Source organism: Bradyrhizobium sp. 134 (genome assembly GCF_023074155.1).
GTDB lineage: Bacteria > Pseudomonadota > Alphaproteobacteria > Rhizobiales > Xanthobacteraceae > Bradyrhizobium.
In genome coordinates, this window is the sequence record NZ_JADPKX010000045.1 from 474,228 (window position 1) to 497,904 (window position 23,677).

Sequence of the window (23,677 nt, forward strand, 5' to 3'; positions counted from 1 at the left end):
CGCCTCTACACCACACCGCAATTCTGATACACGTGCTTGATCTCGACAAAATCGTTCAGCGCCTCATAGCCGTGGAGGCGGCCAAGACCGCTGCGGCGGTAGCCGCCCGTCTCGGCTTCGGCAAACAGCTTGTTGTGGTCGTTGATCCAGACGGTTCCATTGCGCAGCGCACGTGCCACCCGCATCGCGCGTGCGCCGTCGTTGGTCCATACACTGGCTGAGAGGCCATATTCGCTGTGATTGGCGCGGGCGACGGCCTCCTTTTCGTCTTCAAACTTCTCGATCACCACCAACGGGCCGAAGATTTCCTCCTGGACGAAGAATGCAGCGGTGTCGCTGTGCGCGACAAGCGTCGGCCTCAAAAAGAATCCCCGCGAAAGATCGCCGTCCGGCCGTCCCCCGCAAAGGACAACCTCGTCGGCAACGTCCATAGCTTCTGCAATTCGCCTGGAGACGTTTTCCAGAGAGATCGCGTCGATCAGGGGCCCCATCTCCACTGCGCTTTCTGTGCCTGCTCCAATCTTGACGCGTGCGAGCGCGGACCCGAGTGCAGTCTTCATTTCATCGTAACGCGAAGCGTGGACCAGTACGCGGCGGGCTGCGGTGCATTGCTGCCCAGCGATGATCGTTGCCGCCGCAGCAAGCTTCGGCGCAACGTCAGCCACATCCGCATCTTCGAAAACAAGACAGGACGATTTCCCGCCCAGTTCAAGCGACAGCTTCTTCATGGTCGGGGCCGCCGCCGCCATAATGCGCTGCCCCGTGGCGTTCGAACCGGTGAAGCTTATGACGTCCACTTCGGGTGAGGTGACGAGATATTGCGCAATCTCATGCCCCTCTTCTGAGAGAAGATTGACGACTCCTTTGGGCAACCCCGCGATTTCGTGGAGGCATTTTACAAGCTCCGCAGTGATCATCGCAGTTTGCGGCGCTGGTTTTATAACGACGGTGCAACCCGCGCAAAGCGCAGGCGTAAGTGCCCGGATCAAAAGCACTGCAGGCGCGTTCCACGGGATGATGAGCCCGGCGACACCGGCCGGTTCCTTGAGCAGCGTCGAATATGCTCCGGGTTCGACTTCGAATACGTGTCCGGGAATGTAGCGTGTCAATCCAGCATAGTAGCGGATCTCCGATACGCTGGCGGCGACCTCGCCCCGCGAGTGCGCGAGCGGCTTTCCATTCTCCAGTGTAAGGAGATGCGCCAATTGCTCCCCGCGGCTCTCCATCAGATCGGCCCATCGCAGCATCACAACTTGGCGGAGTCGTGCATTCTGCGCCCACTCCGGACGGTCGAAGGCCCGGCGTGCCGCAGCAACGGCCGCTTCTGCATCCGCGAGCCCGCTTGCTGCATAACTTCCCAACACCTGCTGGGTCGACGGGTCAATGCTCGGCACGGTCCGGCCGGATTGAGCAGGTTGCCAGAGACCGTCGATGAGATTGCGAGCCTGCGTTGATGTCATGAAATGCTGATCCTGAATGTTGCTTGCGAGGCGCACAGCGCGACGTGACCCGGCGAACGGTGGTCTTTCTGCCGGGGCACGTTCGATGTTGGCCTAGAGTCCGGTAAAATTCGGAGCGCGTTTGGCGTTGAAGGCCTCGACACCTTCCTTGAAATCCGCCGATTGGCGTAGACGGCTGTAGCAATGGCCCTCGAGTTCGATCGCAATCGCGAGCGTCGAATCCTCAGTATCGTTGAGCAGCTTCTTTGCCGTGCGCTGAGCCAACGGCGAGAACGTGCGAAGCTCGTCGACGAGCTTGTCGGTCGCCTTTTCCAGTTCACCATCAGGCACGCACTCGGTCGCAATTCCCCATTCCTGCGCCTGCTTTCCCGTAATCCGCTTCGAACGCATCACGATGTCCTTGGTGCGGGTGATGCCGATCATCTTCTGCAGGCGCGCGGATCCGCCCGAACCGGGAATTTGTCCGAGTTTCTGCTCCGGCAACGCGTAAAATGTGGTCTCAGATGCGATCCTGAAGTCGCACGCCAGAGAGAGCTCGAACCCGACCCCGAAACAATATCCCCGGTTGGCGACGATCACCGGCTTGGCGCAGCGCGCCGGCGAGGCGATGTTCCAGGCGAGCTTCGACACGTGCTCCGGCGTTGCTTCCATGAAGCCTCCGATATTTCCGCCGCTCGAGAAATGCTCGCCGATTGATCGCACGACAATGACCCTGACACGAGGATCCTCGTCCAGCGTCTCGAACACCAGCCGAAGCTGGTCGCGCTGCGGCATCGCCACGATGTTGTAGGGAGGCCGGTTGAGAATGATGTCGGCCCGTTCATGCGCCTCGTCGATTTCCACCTGAAAGCCGTCGAGTTTACCGAGACGCGGGTCAGTGAAGTTGAAAGGTGATGGCATTTTCGTTTTTCCTTTTTTGACACTTAAAGCTAGGCTGTGGTTGATGGCGATCGACTTTCGGCTTCATATTCACCGGCGACGAGCAGTCGCCTCAGCAGTTTTCCCACGGGGGACTTCGGGATGGCGTCGACGAAGACGAAGCGGCGCGGACGCTTGAAGTTGGCCAGTCCGGAGTCGCGGCAGAATGCTTCGAGTTCGCCTTCGCTGACCGGAGCACTGCGCTTCACGAAAGCAGCGACGATCTTGCCCCATTTCTCGTCCGCGAGACCGACGACTGCTACCTCGGACACGGCGGGATGCAGCGACAGGCAGCTTTCGATTTCGACGGGAGATACGTTTTCTCCCCCCGTGATGATCATGTCATCGACGCGACCGGTGACGAACAGATCGCCATCCCGATCCGCAAAACCGGTATCGCCGGTGAAATACCAGCCGTCTCGCAGAGATTTGGCGTCCGCATCAGGACGCCTCCAATAGCCCTCGAACGATTCGTCGCCCGCGAGCAGCGCGATGATTTCGCCTTCCTCGTTGAGCCCGGCCGTGTCCGCCGCCGACCGGGCCTCGAGTTTGACGACTTTGACGTGCTGGTTGATACCCGCCCTGCCCGCCGATCCTGGTTTTGCAACAGAGTTCGGCTCGATAGTGAAGGTGTAGATTTCGGAGCTGCCGTAATGATTGACGAACAGGTCAGGTTTGAACGTCTGGTCCAACTTTTTCAAAAGGCCATCGGTCATTGGCGCGCCCGCGAATCCGAGCTTGCGCACGCTGGAAATATCGGTGTGCACGAAGTCGGGGTGATGGACGAGGTCGTGATAGAGCGTCGGAACCAGATAGAGATTCGTCACCCTCTCTCGCTCAATAGCCGCGAGGGCCCGTCTCGTGTCGTAGCGCGGCAGACACACGAAGGTTCCGCCGATCAACGACATTGAAATCAGCGATCGCACGCCCATGGTATGATAGAGCGGCATGACGCCGAGGGTACGTTCATCACGACCGTACAGATTTTGCGCCACATGGGCGACGCTTGCGGCGCGCTCCGCCCGGTGGCGGCGCGGAACCCCTTTTGGTTTCGACGTCGTCCCCGACGTGTAGAGCATGATCGACCAGGCGTCCGGACCCACGCGTGGCGTGATCTCAGGCACCGATTTTGCCAGCATCTCTCCGAACGAAACTGAACCTTGATCCTCTGCGGCGATGCCGCCGACTGCGATACGCAGCGTGCGGCGCCCGAACTTCGAGCTCGCCACGGCTTCCGCCGAAACGCCTTCGTAGATCACCGCCCGCGATTCCGAGTTCTCGATGCAGAAATCGAGCTCGTCGGACTTGGCCCGCCAATTGACCGGAGTGATCACGACACCGGCGAATTGGCAGGCCCAATGGATGGTTGCGGCCTCCCAGCGGTTCTGCAGCGCAGTCACAATGTGATCGCCCGGCTTCAGCCCAAGCTCGTCGAACAACGCGACGACTGATGATATTCGCGCGTACCACTGCGAATATGTAAGGCGAAGGTCGCCATCGACGATCGCTACAGCAGTAGGGTCACGGGCCACGCTCGCAACGAAGCTGGTTCCAAGATCAAGCATCTGTCTTCTCTTCGCTTGTGGAGGAACTTGCCAGCTCACGCGCGGCATCGAGAGCTGCGCGGACGATGGGCGTATAGCCCGTGCAACGGCACAGATGACCACTCAGCAGGTCGCGGATATCGCCCTCATCGGGCGTCGGATGGTCGCGCAGCAAGTGATCAAGCGACATGAGGATTCCGGCCGTGCAAAAGCCGCACTGCAGCGCGTGATGGCGTTTGAACGCGGACTGCAGCACGCCGAGGCGGTCAGGTGCCGGTGCGAGACCCTCCACGGTCCGCACTTCGCTGCCGTCGATCTGGACGGCGAGCGTCAGGCACGCCCGTGTGACCATGCCATCAACGGTGACGGTGCAGGCTCCGCAGACACCGTGCTCGCATCCGACATGGGTTCCGGTGACGCCGATCTGGTGGCGCAGAAAATCGGTCAACAGCATCCGGGGTTCAGCCTCGCCATGCGCCGTCGAACCGTTCAAAGTGAAGCTGATACGATGCCGCCGCTCCGATTGCAGACGCGTCATTGCAATACCTCCCGCACGAGGTCGCGTCCGATCAAGCGGACCAGATCACGCCGATATCGGGCCGTTGCATGTACGTCGTCCCGCGCGTCCAGTTCGTATGCGAGCGCGTTCAACGCATCGTCGAGGGCGCTGCCGTCGAGGTGCGGCCAATCGCGCAGGACGGCGGTGTCCGCAACGCCGCCGACCGCGAAGCGGACGCCGTTCCGATCGGCGACCGCCGCGCATGCGACGATCGCGAAATCGCCGTGACGCCGCGCCACCTCACGAAACGCGCAACGTGTCGCGTTGCCCGACGGAAAGGAAACCGCTTCGATCAATTCGTCGTCGGCGCGGGCCGTTGACATCATGCCCGTGAAGAATTCGCTGGCCGCAACCCTTCGGCCCTTCCTGGCGGTTCGCAAATGGACCTCACCACCCAGCGCCAGGAGAGCCAGCGGCATTTCCGCACTCGGATCAGCGTGCGCAATCGAACCGCAGATGGTGCCGCGGCTGCGGGTCTGGACGTGGCCTGTCCACGGCAGCGCCAACGCCACAAGATTCAATTTCTCGGCAAGCGAGGGCCAGGTCAGCAGAGCCGTTTGCCTGACTCCGGCACCGACCGTTACGGATCCGGCCCTGGTTTCGATGCGGTCGAGTTCCTTTAGCCGCATGATGTCGATCAGGACTTTCGGCTTTGCCAGCCGCGTGTTGAGCATCGCCATCAGCGACTGCCCGCCCGCCATGATCCGCGCGTCGCCGCCTTCGGCGGCCAGAACGGCAAGGGCTTCCTCGAGCGTCTCCGCTCGGACATAATCGAACCGAGCCGGCTTCACGACGGCCTCCTGAACAGATACCGCAGCTTGCCGATCAGGGACGCCCCGGTAACTGCAGCCGCCGCGCCGCCCGCCTGGCGGGCCAAGGCCGAAAAGAACTGTCCAATGATGACGCGTGCCGCTCCGTCCAGGAGACGACCGCCGATAGTGGCGACCTTGCCGCCGATCGCGGCGTCGTATTCATAACGCACCAGCGTACCGCCGTTCTCGGGCGCCAGCGTGATGCGACCTTCGCCACTGCCGAACCCGAGAGCCCCTTCAGCGGAGCCCCCCAGCGTCACGGCGCGGGGCGCGTCGAGATCGGACAATGTCACCTCGGCGCGGTAGCGGCCCTTGACCGGCCCGATTCCGATCGTGACGTCGGCACGAAAATGCGTGTCGGAGATCTTCTCTACCCCGTGACACCCCGGAATGACGGCCTGCAGTGTTGCCGGGTCGAGCAGCATCTCCCAGACCGCCTCGGGCGAAGCATTTACCTTCGCGCTGCCTTCGCCATTGAGTTGACGACCGCTCCTGCCGGATTCTGGCGTTTCGGCACGGCGCCCAGCCGGAGGGATCGGCTCGGCCCCGCGAACGATCTCGGTCAATCTGGCGGGAACGATCGGCAGCTCCACGTCTTTGGTGCCAAGCGCATCGGCTACCGCGTTGGCGATGCAGACCGGCGTCGACATGCAATTCCCCTCCCCGACCCCCTTCGATCCGAGCGGAGTGAAGGGCGACGGTGTCTCCATATGAAGGATGACGGGATCCGGGACTTCGGCCGTGGTCGGCAGCAGGTAATCGGCAAATGTGCCCGTCAGGAAACTGCCGTCCGGCGCGTAAGCGTACTCTTCGTAGAGGGCGGCGCCCAACGCCTGCGCGAACCCGCCGCGGATCTGCCCGTCGACCATTGCAGGATGCAGGATCGTGCCGCAATCGTGCATGGTCACATAGCGATCGATGCGCGTCATCAGGGTCGTGCGGTCGATTTCAACGCCGCAGAAATCGAAGATGAAGCCGTAGCAAAGCGACGAGTTGATCCTGTCCTCGTCGTCCGGCGGCGTGAGTTCGGGCGGCGTCCAGAACACAGTCTCGCGAATGGTCTGTTGGACGTCATCGGGCAACGTGCCGGGCGCCCAATGGCCCAGTGCGGCGAGCCGCGAGAGCGCTATTCTGTTGTCCGGGTTCCGCTTCGAGTTCACGCTGCCGTTTGCGAACATGATGTCGTCCGCATCGGTATTGAACTGGCTCGCGGCGACGCGCGCCAGACGTGCTGCAATGCGTTCGGCAGCAAGCTTCGCGGTACCGGCGACCGCCGCAGCGAAGCGGCTCGCATAGTTGCCGGACGCGATCGACCATGCATCTTTGGCGGTATCGATTTCGGTATTGACCCGTACGTCAGCAGGAGTGAGGCCGAAGACGTCGGCCACCACCTGAGACAAAACGGTTCGGTGCCCCTGTCCCTGGGGGACCGATGCGACGTGAACGGTGATGCTACCGACGGGGTCGAGGGTCACGGTGGCCGTGGCTTGCGCGCCGTTTTTCGGTCCGGCCTTGCGGCGCTCGGCCGCGGTCAACACGGTGCTGATATACCCCATGTTTGAGACGCTTGGCTCGACTACAGCCGCATATCCGATTCCGTAGAGCCTGCCTTCGGCCCGAGCGGCGTCTCGGCGGGCTTTCAGCTCATCGAGCGCCCCACCCGCGGTACCGCGCGCGATCGCTTCCTGATAGTCGCCGGAATCGAGCAAGGCGCCTGTCGCGGTCCGGTAGGGAAAAGCATCAGCCGGAACCAGATTTCGCTTGATGACATCCAACGGATCGTGATTTAGCTCGACAGCGATCCGCTGCACCAACCGTTCCAGCGCAAAATAGACCTGCGGTCCGCCGAAGCCGCGATTCAAGCCAGTCGGCGTCTTGTTGGTAACGACGACCCGGTTCCGCACCGCGACGTGACGAACGTCATATGCGCCCGTCAGGTTGCCGTGCATGCGGTAGAGCGTGGCGGGTTCGGGCGCCCGCAAATGCGCACCGCAATCCTCCACCTGATCCCAGTCGAGCGCCAAAATCCTGCCATCGGATGCGACTGCCGCCGAAAGCGTGGTGGCACGGTTTGTCGCGGACACGGAGGCCGTCAGATGCTCCAGGCGGTCTTCGATCCACTTGACGGGACGACCGACCGCGCGCGATGCAGCGCAGAGAAGCACGATGTAGGGAAACACGCCCTGCTTGACGCCGAAACTGCCGCCGGAATCCGGAGGGGTACGCAGCCGCACGCGGTTGCCGGGCACTTTCAAGGCACGCGAGATCACCGCATGGATGCTGAAAGGTCCCTGGAAGTTTGCGAGTATGTCGAAGGCATCTTCTGACGCGTCATAATCAGCGATGACGCCATAGGTTTCGATCGGCGTGCATGAATTGCGGGGATATCTGATGTCGACCGAGATACGGTGGGCAGCTTCGGCGAATGCGCGATCGGGATCGCCGTAGCGGAAGGCCCGGTCGCTCGCGACGTTCCCACGAAATCCATCATGAAGAACGGGGGATTCGGGCGACAACGCCTTGAGCGGGTCAATGTTGGCGGAAAGCGCCCGGTACTGCACGACGATCAAATCGACCGCGTCCTCGGCCTTATATCTGTCAGACGCGATCACGACGGCGACCGGCTCCCCGACATAGCGGACCCGTCCGACCGCGATCGGCCAGCATTCGACCGGAGCCTTCACGCCGACGACAAGGCTGGCGGTCAGTGCCTTGATGTCGTCACCGGTCAAGACCGCGACAACCCCGTCCGCATGCCGCGCGATTTCGCTATCGATCCCAGCTATCTCAGCGTGAGCGTGGGGCGAACGCAGGATGGCGGCGTACAGCGTGCCGGGGCGGACGCCGAGGTCGTCGATAAAACGGCCGCGACCGGTTAGCAGCCCAGCATCCTCGACGCGTTCGATCGAACGCCCGACCCACGGCCGGTCGGCGCCCCCGCTCTCGATCGATGTTGCGGTTCGGGCCGCGTCCTGCACCATGTCTTCGCCTGCCTCCCGACGCGTTATTCGATGCGACGCCGACACTTGTCAGGACTTGGGGGTGCAGGGCCATACCGCCCGCTCTCAGGACTTACCAAATCGTCTCATTTGAAGGAGCAGCCGCCGCAAATCAGCTCGCAAGACGCGAGACGTTGCGGAATTCGCGCGGGCTGACGCCGGCATGATCACGGAAGAAGCGCGTGAAGTGCGCGGGCTCGGGAAAACCGAAACGCTCGCTGAGCTCGCCCAGCGGGGTGTCCTCGCGCATTACCGCGCCCAGTGCCCGTTCCATCCGCACGACGTTGAGATAGAGTTTTGGCGAGACTCCGAGCGAGGTCTCGAACAGGCGGAAGAACTGCGCACGCGAGAGGCCTGCACCCCTCACGAACTGATCGACGCTCGCGTAGGAATTCCTGCTACGCATGGCATCCATCGCGCGTCGGATCCGCCAGTCGCAGCTAACCGCGCTCATGCCCCGGATCGAGTTTGGAAAACTGCGCCAGGGCGTGAACCGCTCGATCACCGCAATCATGAGATCCGACAACGTCTGCTCATGGGCGCACAGGGCGTCCGGATGCGCCATCATATCGGCCGCGAGGTGCAGCGTAAGCTGGCGAATGCGCGGAGAAATCTCGCCCGACGGTTGCTCGAAGAAGCCGGGCGCGCCGCTGGCGGCCCATCCTGGCCGGAACTCCTTTAGCCATTCAGGCTCTATATAGAGCGCCAGGATAAGGGTTCGCGGCCGGTTGACGTCATGCACGTAGGCGTGCGGCTTCCACCCGTCGACGAGCACGGCGGTCGTGTCCGTAAGCGGATAGACCCGGTCGCCAACCAGGAACTGCGTGTCGGCGCCTTCGACCTTGAGCAGGACATGGCAGTGATGATGGGCGTGACGGATCAGCGAACGGTCCATGTCGAGCAGAGCGACCCTGCCGAAAGCACCGTGAGCGATGCGCAGGGCCGTAGACATCAGGATGACTTCCCTTGAGGCATTGCGATGCGGAATGATCTGGTTTCCGAAGCGCCAGTATAACTGGGATCTGGAACCGACGCTATTCGTGCGGATAGATTCAAGATGCAGTCATGCTGCGGCAATTGGCTCACGACCGGACCTCTGCCAGAATTCGCGCGAAGGCGGCGTTCGGATCGGCTTGCAGAGCCGCGGCCAGATCGACCTGGTCCTCACCCTTCACACGTATCCGCTTGAAGTCGAGCTCGGGCGCATCGATGGGCGCTGTCGCGTCGAGGCCCATTTTTGCGCTAATACCATCGTTCGATGTCGGATCCAGCTTGGAGCCGAGGGCGCCGGCAACGACCAGCAAATCCCGGTCTGCCTGGAAGCGCGTGGCGACCGCCCATTCGATCTCGTCGGTGCTGCTGATGTCGACGTCCTTGTCCACCACGACCACCTGTTTGACGTCGTAATGGGCCCCGAATGCCGACATCATGACGTTCTTCGGCTCGCCATCATTGGTCTTGTCAATCTTGATCGCGAGATGGTAGCGGCACGTGCCACCGCGCGTGAGGCGGACATCGAGCACATTGGGAAAGCTGCGCCGCAGATGCTGGAGCAGGGTCGCCTCTCGTGGAACGCCGCCGAGGATGAGGTGCTCGTAGCCACCGCCGACGATGGTGTGGAAGATGGGCTGCGCTCGATGCGTGATCGCGTCCACCTCGATCACCTCGCGATTGGCACGGGGACCGTAATATTGAGGAAATTCGCCGAATGGTCCCTCCGGCTCGCGCACACCGGGCAGGATTCGTCCTTCGATCACAATTTCCGCGTGCGCGGGAACGCGCACCGAATTGGTCCGGCATTTCACGACGTCCACGGGTTTGCCCAGCAGCGCACCGGCAATCGCCATTTCGTCCTCGTCCAACGCCGCAATCGCCTGCGAGGCAAGCAGCAGGACCGGATGAGCGCCGATGACGATCGCGATTTCAAGCGCCTGCCCCTTCTTTTCAGCGATACGATGGTAGGAGAACGTGTGGCGCGGAAGCAGCAGGACGCCGATGCGGTTCGGGCCACTAATCTGGCAGCGGTGGATTGAGACGTTCTGGACGCCGGTTTCGGGATTGCGTGCGATCAGCAATCCGGCCGTGATATACGGCCCGCTGTCGCGCTCGTTGTGCTTGGGAATCGGAAGCTGGCGGAGCAAATCGACGTTGCCATGGACGACCTCCTGCACTGGCCCGCTTGCCACTTCATTGGTCGGCAGCGGCTCGCGCGCGGCCGCTAGAAATCGCGGCAGCAATTGATCCTCGCTGACCCCAATGGCGTCAGCGACCCAGTCACGACCGGTAAACAGATTGGCGACGATTGGAATCTCGTGTCCGCCGGGGCGCGGAAACAACACGGCACGGTCGCGCTCAAGGCGCTTGGCGACCGCGGCCAGTTCGTCGACGAGGCCAATGCCTTCGCGAGCAATCGCGAGCCTGCCACGTCCGGTAAGATCGGTAAGCCATGCTCGCAGATCGGAAGGCGGATTGGCCTCTTGCCTTACCATGTGTTCAGTTCGCATATGACTGGTCTTTCCTCAAGTCGTCACAATCGTCAGGGAACGATCTTGCGCACCGCTTGCGGACGATGCTTCAGCGCATCGTCCTCGCCCCAGCGGCGCACGATGCCGACATCCACGTCGAACAAGTCGAGCACGCGGCCAACGGTATGATCGACCATCTCTTGCAGGTTCTCAGGCTTGGCATAGAACGCGGGCACCGGCGGCGCTACGATCGCGCCCATCTCGGACAATGCCGTCATCGTGCGCAGATGGCCGGTGTGCAGCGGGGTTTCGCGCACCATGAGCACCAGGCGTCGACGCTCCTTGAGCACGACGTCGGCGGCGCGGGTCAGCAGCGTCGTGGTCACGCCCGATGCAATTTCAGACATCGAACGCATCGAGCAAGGTGCTACGATCATGCCGGCGGTGCGGAACGAGCCGCTCGATATCGAGGCAGCCATGTCATCGATCGCATGGCTGACATTGGCAAGCCCCCTCACCTCCGCGATCTTCAGGTCCGTCTCATAGGCGAAAGTCAGTTCGGCGGTCTTCGACATCACCAGATGTGTCTCGACGCCGGCATTGCGCAACAATTGCAGCATGCGCACGCCATAAGTGACGCCCGATGCACCCGAGATACCGATGATTAGCCGCTTGGGCGTGGCCTGCATGTTTGTCATTCCGCTCCCATGATTGGCGTTCGGGGGCCCATGACCGAGCCGCGCAACCGATGGACAAGACTATGCAGTGGCTATCATCAGCACAAATAATGATTGATTATGGTATCGATCACCTGAAATGATGGCTTCATCCGCAGAACTAGAGGAGAACGCCGTGGAAATCAGGCAGATGCAATATTTCCTGTGCCTGGCCGAAGAAAAGAGCGTCACCCGCGCGGCACGCCAGCTCAACATCGTGCAACCCGCGCTGAGCATGCAGATCGCCAAGCTCGAGGCCGAGCTTGGCCAGAAGCTGTTCGACCGCAGCGTTCAGGGGATGACGCTGACCAGCGCGGGCGAGACGCTGCTGCGGCTGACGGCGCCGATCGTGCGCGATGCCGAGCACGCGCAGCAGGAGATGGCGCAACTCGGCGGACGCATCTCCGGCCGGGTGTCTGTCGGCCTCATCACCTCGGTCGCGCAAAGCATCATGGCAAGGTCATCGGCAACCGTTGCCAGCCGATACCCCGAGATCACTCTGTCCGCCTGTGAAGGCTACACCGAAACGCTGGTCGATTGGGTCAACACCGGCCAGCTCGATTTCGCGCTCATCAACGTACCGCGCCGGCGGACTCCCCTGGCCGCGCATCACGTGATGGACGAGGAAATGGTCTTGGCCTGCCGGAAAGAGGGACCGATCAAGCCACCGGCAAGACTGCGCTTCGATCGCATCGCTGATTTCGATCTGGTGTTGCCCTCGAAACGGCATGGCTTGAGACTGATCCTCGACGAGCACGCTGCCGCGGTCGGCATCGACCTGAGACCGCGGCTGGAGCTCGACACCCTGCCAGCTCTGTGCGACGTGCTCGCGACCACCAATTTTGCAACGGTTTTGCCGACCATCGCGCTGCGGCAGTCCCTTTCGGCCGGGAGCATCCGAGCCCATCGCTTCGACGAACAAAAAATCGTTCGCTCGATTGCCTGGGTTCATCATCCACGAAGGGCGGTATCCGTCGCTGCAAGGGCCGTGCTTGACATTATCAGCCATGATCTGGCGGAGGCTGCGGCTTCGGTACGGACGCTCGTGGGGTCGCCTTCTCGTGGCTCGCGCCAACAGCTTCGCAGACGAACTACCTCCTAGACTTCGATTCGCCGAACCCACTCGGAAGGATGTCGCGCCGTAGCTCAGAATGAGACCGGTTGGTAAGTTTCGAGACGAACCGGCATGACGGTTATATTCCCGCCTGATTACGTTTCGCCGCAAGCGCAGAATTCGTGGCGGGACAAGTTTTCCAGGCGAACGTCAAGGCCGCGGCCGCGGTGCCTCGCGCCATCCTAGCTCCCGGATATCTGGGCGAATTCGAACAGACTGCCAATTCAAGAAGGCAGTCGAAAGATGGAGTCCGAACATGGGAAGGCTTGGTTGCAGCAGGACTACAAGGTGTACGGCGCGGCATGCAGAAGGCTTCAGGAGCGCCCGGAGATCGCTCCTGTCCATATGCGCGGCTGTGATCCTTGCCGTCGCGGGGGCGCCCTCTGCCGAAGCGCAACCCACCGATTATCCCAGTCGACCGATCCAGGTGTACGTGCCTTTTGCCGGAGGCAGCGCCAGCGACGTGATCACGCGTATCCTGCTCAACAGGATGGCCACGTCGCTGGGGCGGACTTTCGTGGTCGACAATCGCCCCGGCGCCGGCGGAAATATCGGCACTGCGGCAGCCGCGCATGCCGCACCGGACGGCTATACGCTGTTGATGAGCACCTCCGGGCCTCTGGCCGCGAATAAGTCGTTGTTCAGGGACCTCGGCTACGATCCACTGAAGGATCTCGCGCCGATTGGCCTGTTCGCCGTCCTGCCGAACGTCGTGGTCATCAATTCGAAACTTCCGCCGAAATCGCTTCGCGAATTGATCGAATACGCAAAGACACATCCCAAGGAACTGAACTATGGCACGGTCGGGGTCGGTTCGTCACAGCATCTGGCCGGCGCCTATTTCGAGCAACTCACCGGCACCGAACTCACACACGTCTCCTATCGCAACATTTCCAACTACACGCCGGACTTCCTCTCCGGCCAGGTGCCGCTCGGATTCCAGCTTCTGCCCAACGTGATCGGCCTGATCAGGAACGGCGATGCGCGGGCACTCGCGGTCGCCAGCAGCAAGCGCATGACTGCGCTACCCGGCATCCCGACGGCTGCCGAGGCAGGCCTTCCGGACTACGAAAGCTCTGCCTGGCTTGCCCTGCTCGCGCCGGCCAACACTAACAAGGCCGTGATCGACAAGCTTTATGCCGCTGTGGTGGACGCCATGAATGATCCCAAGGTGCGCACCCTCTTCGTCGAGCAAGGCGCCGAACCGCTTGTCCTCGGCCCGGAAGAACTCAGAAACTTCATGGCGTCGGAAAGTGCCAAATGGGCCGCGATCATCAGAAAGATCGGAATTGAACCAATGTGAACGCGGGAGTTGAAAGCGGCCTGGGGCGGCGGCGCTACCCACCGCCGGCTGAGCGACCTTTGCCTTGGTGCCGCCCTGCTGACGCTTTTCTCTTCATGAACGAGCATGAACTAAGTGATCTGCCGAACATCCATGAGATTGGTATCTCTGGGTTATCTAACAACAAGTGATCGGTGGCTCTGCAGGAATTCCTCCGGCGGAGCTTCCAACCATGCTGATCTCAACTAAGCTATCCGCGCAGGACAATTATTCGGCACTAGGCCGCGCGCTTCATCAGCAGCCTGCGTTCTCGCGAATAGCTGTTTTATTCGTGAGTGAAAAGCGCATCAATCTATTCCCGTTGATCGGGGTCAACGTTGGCGCTTGGATTTAGGGAGGCCCTTGCTTTGTCCATCGACATCTACATCCAAAAGACGGCGTGTCAATATCAATATCTGCTCCAGCGTTTCCGCATGTGATATCCTTCCCTCAGGGTTGTACCAATAGGCCGAACGATCCCATTGGTTCATAATGGAAAGCGTGACGAACATTGGATCGACTGGATCGTTTTCACCGACGAAGTCCGTAACCAGACCGTGTATCCTGTATCTGTAATCGTGGAGACGCCTACCAAAGTGTTTTCGGTCATCTTCGGAAAGAAACAGCTTCCCAAATTGAGGATCAATGAGCCGATCATTGGCCCGAGCGATCACCTGATGACGTAACTTATAACCCACATGACGCCGAGCGATTTCGAACAAGCGTTGGCCTCGCCCTATTTGATCGATATCTTTGAGGACGCACGAGAAGAAATTATCGATACCGAAATCAATCGCTGCTACGAGCAAAGCCTCCTTTGAAGGGTAGTAATTGTAAAGCGTCGGCGCACGCAGATCGACAGCGCTGGCAATTGTGCGCATACTGCAGGTCTCGTAACCTCGTTCAGCAAACAACGCTATGGCGGCCAGGAGAATGCGAATACGTGCCCGGCCAGCAGAAGATTCCGGCAGCTGAACAATGGCTGCCTCGTCGATTGCCTCGCCAAGATAACTGAGGGCTGCTCCGTCAGTTGGCACTAGCGCTCCTGTTCGAGTCCGCTTCATTACTGTCCGGCTCATCTACGTCTTGCTCCACACGACCAATCGACCTCAGCAAAAGAGTTGGCCGAACCATGCCGAACTGCCAAGCGCATCGATCCTCCAGACGGATAGTAGATACAGCCTAGACGCGCCGCACCTGCAACGACGATTCAGAAGTACATAATTCAACCCCGGTGATCATCTCCGGGCTAACTGTTAGAGACGATTATCTATTCGCGGATTCGGCTTCCTGCAGAAAGCGCCACATCACCTTACCCGAGGCGTTCTTTGGCAACCCAACTACAAACTCGACAATCCGAGGAACTTTGTACGCGCTGACTTGGGTGCGGCACCATTCAATCAGGCTTTGCGCGGTGAGATCCCCATGCGACGGCTTGCGCACGACAAGGGCTTTCACTGTTTCGCCCCGGTAAGTGTCCGTTGAACTGATGATGCAAACTTCCTGAACTCCCGGATGTCGGAACATGAGCGCCTCGATCTCGGCAGGCCATATCTTGTACCCCGACGCGTTGATCATGCGCTTGAGGCGATCCGTGATGAAGAAATAGCCATCCTGGTCCTTATATCCGATATCTCCCGTACGCAGAAACCGCTTCCCGCCGATTGTCATAAACGCCTCTTTGGTGGCGTCTTCGCGCTTCCAGTACCCTCGAAAAATCTGCGGACCATGTACGACGATTTCGCCTTGCTCCCCGTCGGCTACCTCAAGCCCGCTATCGAGATCTATGATCCGCGCGTCGACGCTCATAAAGGGGATACCCAGGCATTGCAGCTTTGGCGTGTCGCACGGGTTCATCAGCGTAACCGCTGATGACTCGGTGAGACCATACCCTTCAACGAATTGCAGCCCAAATTGATCAAGCAGACGTTCGGCGATGGTCTGAGGCATCGCCGCACCGCCGCCCCCGATATAGACGAGGCTGGATAGGTCGTAGCTATCTAGACGGGGACTGGCCAACAAATCGATGATCATGGTGGGAATCGACGTCCAGTGGCTCACACCGTACTGCGAAATGAGTTGGCCGGCCACTTCGCGATCCCACCGCGGCATGATGACCATCGTTCCCCCCGAGAAGATCGAAGCGTGCATTACGCACACGATGCCCGTAATATGAAACAAGGGCAAAACCGCGAGACTCACCATTTCCGGCGTGCCGTTGGTCCAGAACGACATCGTTATGGCGTTGTGCATGACGTTCGAATGAGGCAGCATACACCCCTTCGGCAGACCGGTGGTCCCGCTGGTATACGGAAGAAGCGCGAGGTCATCGCAATTGATGAGCAGTTCGCCGGGCGCGTCATCTGTCTGCACTGCATCACGCCATTGGACGACGTTGCCGCGAGCGAGGTTCGGCGAAGGATGCCGCGCCGTTAGCCAGTCCCGCCACCCTTGCGGTATCGCCAATTGCTCGTCTTCACTGAACACATCGGCGAAGTGACTGAGGATCAGATGCTCCAGATGACTGCCGGATTCGATGCCATTGCTCGCAGCGGCTAGCTCCCCGGCCAAATCCGCTGTCGTAATCGCCACCTTTGCTTGCGCATCCGTGATGTAGTGACGCAGTTCTTCCGCTCGATTCATCGGATTGACAGGCACAACAACGGCGTTTGCTCGAGCAATTGCAAAGTGCGCGATCACGAGTTGAGGGCAGTTCTGCATCACCACGAGGACGCGGTCTCCCCGCCGAACGCCAAGCGCATGCAAACGGCCAGCCAATCGCTCAGAGGTCTGCTTCAGCTGCTGATAGCTGATGTTACCGCCCAGGAAAGCCAATGCTGTCCGATCCGGATATCGGCGCGCATTGACGGCCAGATTGTCCCACAACGAGGTGGCGGGAGGCTCAACTGCAGCCGGCAGCCGCTTTGGCCAGGCCGTTAACGATCGCTTATCACGCTGCATTTTGCCAACCTTTAGTCCAGACGAAGAATTATCGCTCAACAGCGGCGCGGTTTCCGGGGTGTAGCTATCACAGCATCGTTGGCGAGAATCCTCTTAGCTACATCCGTAGCCTTCCGGTCAGCCCACGCCGCCAACTCTGGTCATTTGTGCACCAGCGGGCAATTTGACTCGGAAAGCGGCTGATAGACGTCCGCCCCGGATACTGTTTCGCGAACGTTGAGATCGTCCCATTCGCCGTTGGATGCCGCGGGTTTCTTCACGTCCAGGACGTACATGTCGTAGACCATGCGACCGTCCTCACGAATCCGCCCTCCCTTAGCGAAAACATCATTGATCGCCATTGTCTTCATATGATTAAGCACCGTCTTCGCTTCGTCTGTCCCGGTCTCCTTGACCGCCTTCAGGTAAGTCGTGATGGCGGAATAGAGGCCGGCCTGGAGCATGATCGGCATTCTATTGCGCTCCTTGAAGAAACGCTGACTCCACGCCCGCGACTCATCGTTACGATTCCAATAGAATCCCTCCACCAGAACCATGCCTTGCGCGGCTTCCAATCCGATCGCATGCACATCCATCAGCGTCGCGGCCATCGGGGCAAGTGTCTGGGAAACCCCGAACTCGCGCGCCGCCTTAACCGCGTTGATCAGATCGCCGCCCGCATTTGCCAATCCGATCACATCCGCTCCCGAGCTTTGAGCGCTCAGCACGAATGACGAAAAATCAGAGGTTCCGGTCGAATGCTTCCGCGACCCGATGACCTTGCCACCCGCAGCGATGATCGCTTTGGTCGCATCCTTCTCGATCGCCTGACCCAGCGCATAGTCAACGGACAGGAAATACCAGTTCTTGTTACCTGAGCGCGTGATGGACCCGGCCAGAGCGCGGGAGATTCCGTACGTGTCCCAGGTATAAAGCACAGTATTTGGCGAGCATTGCTCGTTGATCAAACTGACGGTTCCTGCACCAGTGACCATCAGGACGCGATTTTTTTCGCGCGTAAGTCCCGATACCGCCAAAGCAACTGCTGAATTGATCGAATCCGTGACCATATCGACACCGTCGACATCATACCACTCGCGAACGCGGGTCATCGCGATATCCGGCTTGTTCTGATGATCGGATACGACCAGTTCGACCCTGAATGGAGGTTCTTCATTCTTGACGAAATCATCAATGGCCATGCGCGCCGCGACTACCGAGCTTGCCCCGCTGAGATCCTGAAAGACACCAGACATATCGCCGAGGATGCCGATCTTCACGACGTCGTTTGAAATACCCAGTCGCTGCGCTTGCAGGCCTCCCGTGAACATCACTCCGAGAGCGGACGCGAGCATTAATCCCCTGGCAATCCCCATAGAATTCTCCTCCTCATTTCGTGATTGGTCTTTCAACGAGGTGAGGCCACACCGAAGCGAGCCTGACTTCGCATCCAGGCTTATCGATTAAAACTTCCTTCGATCCATTCCCCAATCGCCTTCATTGTCGAGGCGGTCTCCGGCAGGAACGGAAAGATTGTGTAGACATGCACGGAATCATCCACGATCCGCGACGTCACATCGACTCCGGCCTTCTGTGCACGCTCGATCAAGCGAGTCGTATCGCTCAGCAGCACCTCTCCTTCGCTCGCGGTCAGGAACAGCGGCGGAAGCCCGGCGAGATCGCCGTAAAGAGGAGAGACCATAGGGTCTGTGGGCTCATGCCCCTGGAAATAGGAAGCGCCGAGATATGTGAGCATGTCGCGATTTGCGGCGGGATCATCTCCGGCGAACTGGGATACGCTCGGTCCGCGCAAAGTAAGATCGACGAAGGGGCACACGCCGATGATGCCGGCCGGCAACGGAGTTCCTGCGGTCTTCAGCGCCAGCGCCAACGCAAGCGCGAGTCCGCCGCCGGACGATTCTCCGCTGAGGATGATGGAAGACGCCGGAACGCCGCTATTAACAAGGCCGCGATATGCGTCGAGCGCATCGTCTATCGCAGCTGGGTACGGATGATCCGGCGCCAGCCGATAATCCACGGCAATGGACGTACCACCGACGGCTTCCGCGAGCCGATGCGCATATTCAAGCGATCCGCGCGCTGAACCGAGCACGTAGCCCCCACCATGAAAATGCAGAACGGTCGGCGCGTTTGCGCGCTTCCTCAACGCATGCACACGCAGCGACGGGACGCCATGCAACTCAAGGGACTCGACCCCAACCTCCTTACTGAGGGGAAAATTCTTCGCCAGAAATTCCTCGTATCCTTCTCGAAGCCCGTCATGCCCACGCGCAACTTGCTCCGGCGAGAACGCATTTTTCCAAAGAGAAAACGCGCGCTGGCTCTCCGGCCGCTTCAGGCTCTTGCCTTCCTTGGTGGCCGACAAACCCAAAACTTCGCCGGCAGGCAGCTTGACGGCCTTCAACACATCATATCCCCAGACAAATCCCCATGTTGTCTCCGTCATGGGATCGATGTGCTGCATACCCTTCCAGCGTCCATTCCTTGCTCGAATGCGATCAGGCTCCGTTTCGTGGGTGAGTTTCACCATCGCACGAGCGCCTGCTTGCACACGCGTTGTCCGTGGACGGCGGCGTTGCTCGTATTCCTGAAGCGCAGTTGGAACGTCTTTCTTCGAGGCCTTTTCCAGCACCGTCGCCATAGTCCAGGCGTCCTCGATGCCTTGCGCAGCACCTTGCGCCAGGAAAGGCACCATAGGATGCGCGGCATCCCCCATCAGCGTCACGCGCCCATACGTCCAGCGGTCGATTGGATCGCGGTAGTACATGCCCGTGATAAAGCCAGATTCGATCTGCTCCATCATCTTCCGCGCCCTCGGCTCGATGTCGGAAAAGGATCGTCGCAGGTCTTCAATGTCGCCGCTTTCGGTCCAAGATTCGCGTTGGACCTCCGCAGCGGGTACCGAGGCCAGAATGCTGTAGAGATTGTTCGGCCGCACCCAGTAGGTGATCAGCGTGCGCCCCGGCCCAAGCCAGTAATTTCCCTTCTCTTCGAGATGAACATCACGCAACTTTTCCGCCGGGATCAGCGCTCGCCACATCAAGATGTTCGAAAACTGCGTCGGCTCCGCGCCCCGCAACTGTTTTCGGATTACGGAATGGATACCGTCCGCACCGATCAGAATATCGCCGCGCACTTGCTCGCCCGAAGCGAGGCGAACGGTCACACCGTCGTCGTCTTGCTCAAAGCCAGCGACTTGCGCACCGAATCTCAATGTTCCCGATGGAACGGCGCTCGCTAATAGATCAAGAAGGTCGGCGCGATGAATATTGTACAGCGGCGCGCCCCAATGCCTGGTTCCGAGATCGCCAAGCGGTGACAAGTTTAACAGCTTACCGGTGCTGATATCCCGCATCTCGTACGACTGCGGAATCACGCTGACGCTTGCAACGTCTTTTTCAAGGCCTAGCTCGCGGAGGACCAGCGTAGCATTGGCGGCAATCTGAATACCGGCGCCGATCTCCTTGAGCGCTGTCGCCTGCTCCAGGACGAGGACGTCGTGCCCCTTCTGATGAAGCGCAATGGCTGCAGTCATGCCGGCGATTCCGGCTCCCACGATAATCATCCGCATCGGTCGTCTCCCTCCAACTGCTGGCCGTTGATCGGTACTAACGAATGTTCGTAAGTACCGTCAGTCCGGCAACTGCGTCAAGCGGGATCCGCTGAATCACCGTTTGACCAATCCGGACGCACGATATCGTCTCTGTCGATCCAACTAATTGTTCTTGCTAAGAAAACGTGCGGATCAGAGGTTCACGCGCCATACAGTGATGCTGGCAATCGGAGACAGCGCCTACCATCCGGGGGCGCAACGGATCTTCCCCGGTATCGCGGTGATACCCGCCACGAGGCCAATCTGCCCCCTCAAGTCCCGCTCAGAGGCGCGCTGCGTTCACAAACTGCAAAGGCTTGAGGCAACGTCTCATGCGATGACGAGAGAGGTTGGTGACCCGACCGAGAACACCACCGAAATCGCGCTCATAGGTCGCGACTCGCAAACGGAGCGTTTGCAAGACCGAACTTAGCGGTGAGTTCCTCGCGAAATTTCTTGATGGCCGCGACGGCGTTGGCCTCAGATGACCGCGCACGCCATGACGGGTACACGGTGAATGCTGCATTCAAGGTGTGGCCATGCTGCTGGACGAAGGTGCTCTGTTGACGATCTCACGAACATGCGGCGGTTCGAGATAATGATCGCGAATAGCGGCGAGGCCAGTGGCCGGTGCGCCGGTTATCATTTCGACTGAGGCAGAATGGCCGGCCGCGCACCGGGCAATGAACCGAGCTTAAATCGAGCACGCACGTCACGGCAAGAAAAACCGTCAGCTTGAACCGGCGGGGTTGCCGCTCCGTCAAGATGCTAGTCCTGATGAACCTGATTTGGCGACGGCTTGCCTACACAATGCTGATCGGTATGCACTCGAGGCTCGTCCGCCATTGAGGCCAAAGGCGACCACCACGGCGCAGAGATCGCCATAGCACTTTCGTCCTGGCAGCTCTTTGCGTCGTGGGATTCAGCATGGCAGCTGGTGGCGCCTCACTAGAAGAGAGGAAGACCCGCGCGCGTGAACCTCGGCAGAAGGCCGCCATCTGGGGCCGCGCACTGCCGATCTCCACAACCGTGTGCTGCCGCCGGAGCACCGAAAGATAGCAAGCAGTCCGTCCGACGAACCAATTGCGTCCATAACGACCACGGGCTTGTTGCATAGCCGAATTTAGTGGGTTGGATCGCGAATTTGCTCCGCCGGCCGGATGTCGGCCTGCGGCCTCGGAACGGCGTACAGGTAGACCTACAACCGCTATCCGAGCGGGGCGGCCGATGGCTGAAGCACAACCTGTTTCGCTTCCCGGGGGCGGTGTGGTCTCGCAAGCGCGATTGCGTGGAGTGGCAGAGGGCGACGTGATCGCACTGCATCTCGTGGTCGAGCGGGTGAAAGTGGCCGGGGTTCGGGTGCGTTTCTACGGGCGGCTTCGGCGCTGGGACGGCACGTCACCAGTTTGGATCTTGCTGGCACGCGGGAAGCAATAGTCCGGCGGCTGTCGAAACCACACCGGCTCGCGCGACACCGCGGCTTCCCTCGGTGTAGACCCGGCGTTGTGAATAATCGCATCCATGCGACCGATCCCGTTGACCTGGTCCGCGATGCTCCTGGTCTGGTCGGCACTGTTCCATCTGCACGGCACGCGGTATTGCGCTACTCAGATTGGGGCTCGTTTTCCTGGCCCAGAAGGCAATGCGTCATCCGATTGATGAAATGGGTCTTGCCGCAAGCCGGGCATCTCACCAGCATAAAGGCATCACTTGCTGCATTCAGATCGCCCTCGATCCACTGCTGCACGTTTTGGTCAGTCGTCGGACAGCTAAACATGATGCTGGTCATTGCTGCAGCATCGGCCCCGCGTCGGCGGCGCTCGTGACCCAGATCAAAGTTGAGCAGTTATTTATCGGGCGGCTTTAACGAGCTTTCGATCCAACCGCGCGCCCGGAGACTCCAGCGGATGGAGGGCGTCGCAGGTGGCACATCGCTACTCCACTTCCTCGGTCGCGGGTAGCCGTCATCCCGTTTACCGAAGATCGGACAGGTTCTTTGCCTAGGATACAGCCTGGCATCGGGGAGCTTGAAGACGTGGGACAAGAGGATCCGGCTCGCATAGGCTGCCCGGGTTCAACATTCAGGACACCATTTTTTCACCAGCTCATCTGCCCCTTGCGCGCTCGTCTCCGTTGCGGGAACATCCGCGCGTTGGTTGAGACGGAGGCTCGGCGAAGGGGAGACAAACGATGAAGCCGCTAATCGGACTTATCGCGCTGCTCTTTACGACTGGCGCATTTGCTCAAACTGCTCCACCGAAGGCGGCCAAACGCCCGTCCGTTCAGCTCAGGCCGCAAGCGCCGGTGGGTTGCAAGCTCGTCGGAACGGTCAAAGGGACGAAGCTTTGGGCAGGAGACTGCACGGACGCCGCGGAACTTAGAGGCGCCGCACCCACGGCTGAAACCGCCCCGCCATCCCTGCCCGCCGCTGCCGCAGGCGCCATTCCGCCCGGTCAAAAAGAATAGGCTGGCCAGGACGGCGAAGGGAAAATGAAGCATCATCCCTTTCGGGGCGCCTCGGGGCGCGATCACTTTCGCCGTCCGGCGGATGCCATCACTGCTGTGTAAGCCCACGCCCAGATGCGAATTAGGCCACTACTTTTTCCGCTCGCGATCTTCGTACTTTTCAGTGCAGCGGGAATCACCACGCTTTACAAGATCGACCTCTTGTAGTGGTGGATAGCAGTGGAGCAGCGCGTATTCGTTGGTGTATGGCGCGGGTGAGCGGACGCAAACGTTTGCGCCGACCGGCAGATCGACCGACTGCCCGTCCACAAGCATGTAGCTGCAGGTATCCATTTTCTTTGTTCTGTCGACCGTACTCTCATCGGCCGCCCTAGCTGCGGCAAGCGACGCTAGGGCGACGCCTACAAGTATAAGTGTACGCGACGCCTACGAGTATAAGTGTACGCATCTCATTCCCTTTCCCCTTGGGGCGGAAACGGCCGCAGGCCCGCAATTGCAGTACCTGCGGCCACGCTCCACCGTTCCGCACGATCGGCGCAGCGATCTTCATACGCCAGGGGCCACATCCAATCGCAACCGCGGGTCGCGCGCAAGCGACGTCGCCGAGCCCCAGAAGCTGATTTCTGTCCTTCGCTGACCTTGGCGAACTTGCTTTGGTCTGCTCTGCGGACGATAATCGACGCTGTTGAAGGTAATTCGTTCCGGCAGGCTTTGCGTAACACGCTCCTTTCAGTGGGAGGCTGCGATGCT

Annotated in this window: 16 protein-coding genes and 1 pseudogene; 2 read left to right on the forward strand and 15 right to left on the reverse strand. The window is 60.2% G+C overall.

The features are described from left to right. Positions 1–5: 5 nt before the first annotated feature. The 9 genes from IVA75_RS17225 to IVA75_RS17265 form a co-directional block, all read right to left on the reverse strand. Positions 6–1,460, reverse strand: coding sequence for an aldehyde dehydrogenase family protein (locus tag IVA75_RS17225; RefSeq protein WP_247289149.1), 1,455 nt, complete (start codon positions 1,458–1,460; stop codon positions 6–8). Between the two features lie 93 nt (positions 1,461–1,553). Then, positions 1,554–2,360, reverse strand: coding sequence for an enoyl-CoA hydratase-related protein (locus IVA75_RS17230; protein ID WP_018458933.1), 807 nt, complete (start codon positions 2,358–2,360; stop codon positions 1,554–1,556). Between the two features lie 29 nt (positions 2,361–2,389). After that, a complete protein-coding gene (locus tag IVA75_RS17235; RefSeq protein WP_247289148.1) occupies positions 2,390–3,943 on the reverse strand; it encodes an AMP-binding protein in 1,554 nt (517 codons plus the stop codon). Next, positions 3,936–4,460 carry a (2Fe-2S)-binding protein gene (locus tag IVA75_RS17240; protein WP_247289147.1) on the reverse strand — a complete coding sequence of 175 codons (525 nt, stop codon included), beginning with the start codon at positions 4,458–4,460 and terminating at the stop codon, positions 3,936–3,938. The genes IVA75_RS17235 and IVA75_RS17240 overlap by 8 nt, the downstream gene beginning before the upstream one ends. Beyond that, positions 4,457–5,272, reverse strand: coding sequence for an FAD binding domain-containing protein (locus IVA75_RS17245; protein ID WP_247289146.1), 816 nt, complete (start codon positions 5,270–5,272; stop codon positions 4,457–4,459). Before IVA75_RS17245 ends, IVA75_RS17240 begins: the two co-directional genes overlap by 4 nt. Next, a complete protein-coding gene (locus IVA75_RS17250; RefSeq protein WP_247289145.1) occupies positions 5,269–8,274 on the reverse strand; it encodes a molybdopterin cofactor-binding domain-containing protein in 3,006 nt (1,001 codons plus the stop codon). The genes IVA75_RS17245 and IVA75_RS17250 overlap by 4 nt, the downstream gene beginning before the upstream one ends. A gap of 130 nt (positions 8,275–8,404) precedes the next feature. Further along, a complete protein-coding gene (locus IVA75_RS17255) occupies positions 8,405–9,244 on the reverse strand; it encodes a helix-turn-helix domain-containing protein (RefSeq protein ID WP_247289144.1) in 840 nt (279 codons plus the stop codon). A 130-nt stretch (positions 9,245–9,374) separates the two neighbouring features. Beyond that, positions 9,375–10,796, reverse strand: coding sequence for a UbiD family decarboxylase (locus IVA75_RS17260; protein WP_247289142.1), 1,422 nt, complete (start codon positions 10,794–10,796; stop codon positions 9,375–9,377). A gap of 32 nt (positions 10,797–10,828) precedes the next feature. Continuing rightward, positions 10,829–11,446, reverse strand: a complete 618-nt coding sequence (locus IVA75_RS17265) for a UbiX family flavin prenyltransferase (RefSeq protein WP_247289223.1) — start codon at positions 11,444–11,446, stop codon at positions 10,829–10,831. 178 nt (positions 11,447–11,624) lie between these two features. Between IVA75_RS17265 and IVA75_RS17270 the strand changes: the two genes are divergently transcribed. Together IVA75_RS17270 and IVA75_RS17275 are read left to right on the forward strand one after the other, a co-directional pair. After that, a complete protein-coding gene (locus tag IVA75_RS17270; RefSeq protein ID WP_247289221.1) occupies positions 11,625–12,575 on the forward strand; it encodes a LysR family transcriptional regulator in 951 nt (316 codons plus the stop codon). Positions 12,576–12,843: 268 nt separating this feature from the next. Beyond that, the gene (locus tag IVA75_RS17275) at positions 12,844–13,890 is read left to right on the forward strand and encodes a tripartite tricarboxylate transporter substrate binding protein (RefSeq protein WP_249799447.1); all 1,047 of its coding nucleotides are present in this window, start codon (positions 12,844–12,846) and stop codon (positions 13,888–13,890) included. A 350-nt stretch (positions 13,891–14,240) separates the two neighbouring features. On the opposite strand, the gene IVA75_RS17280 is transcribed toward IVA75_RS17275, so the two are convergent. From IVA75_RS17280 to IVA75_RS17305, 6 genes and pseudogenes are all read right to left on the reverse strand, one after another. Then, on the reverse strand, positions 14,241–14,945 hold the full coding sequence (locus tag IVA75_RS17280; protein ID WP_247289138.1) for a TetR/AcrR family transcriptional regulator: 705 nt from the start codon (positions 14,943–14,945) through the stop codon (positions 14,241–14,243). Positions 14,946–15,174: 229 nt separating this feature from the next. Next, complete coding sequence (locus IVA75_RS17285) at positions 15,175–16,869, reverse strand: long-chain fatty acid--CoA ligase (RefSeq protein ID WP_247289136.1); 1,695 nt, start codon at positions 16,867–16,869, stop codon at positions 15,175–15,177. 140 nt (positions 16,870–17,009) lie between these two features. Continuing rightward, complete coding sequence (locus tag IVA75_RS17290; RefSeq protein ID WP_247289134.1) at positions 17,010–18,224, reverse strand: ABC transporter substrate-binding protein; 1,215 nt, start codon at positions 18,222–18,224, stop codon at positions 17,010–17,012. An 80-nt stretch (positions 18,225–18,304) separates the two neighbouring features. Next, complete coding sequence (locus IVA75_RS17295; protein ID WP_247289133.1) at positions 18,305–20,440, reverse strand: alpha/beta hydrolase fold domain-containing protein; 2,136 nt, start codon at positions 20,438–20,440, stop codon at positions 18,305–18,307. Between the two features lie 1,494 nt (positions 20,441–21,934). Continuing rightward, a pseudogene (locus IVA75_RS17300) lies at positions 21,935–22,035 on the reverse strand (daunorubicin C-13 ketoreductase); the annotation flags it as partial. Between the two features lie 29 nt (positions 22,036–22,064). Further along, complete coding sequence (locus tag IVA75_RS17305) at positions 22,065–22,250, reverse strand: hypothetical protein (protein WP_247289132.1); 186 nt, start codon at positions 22,248–22,250, stop codon at positions 22,065–22,067. Between the last annotated feature and the right edge of the window lie 1,427 nt (positions 22,251–23,677).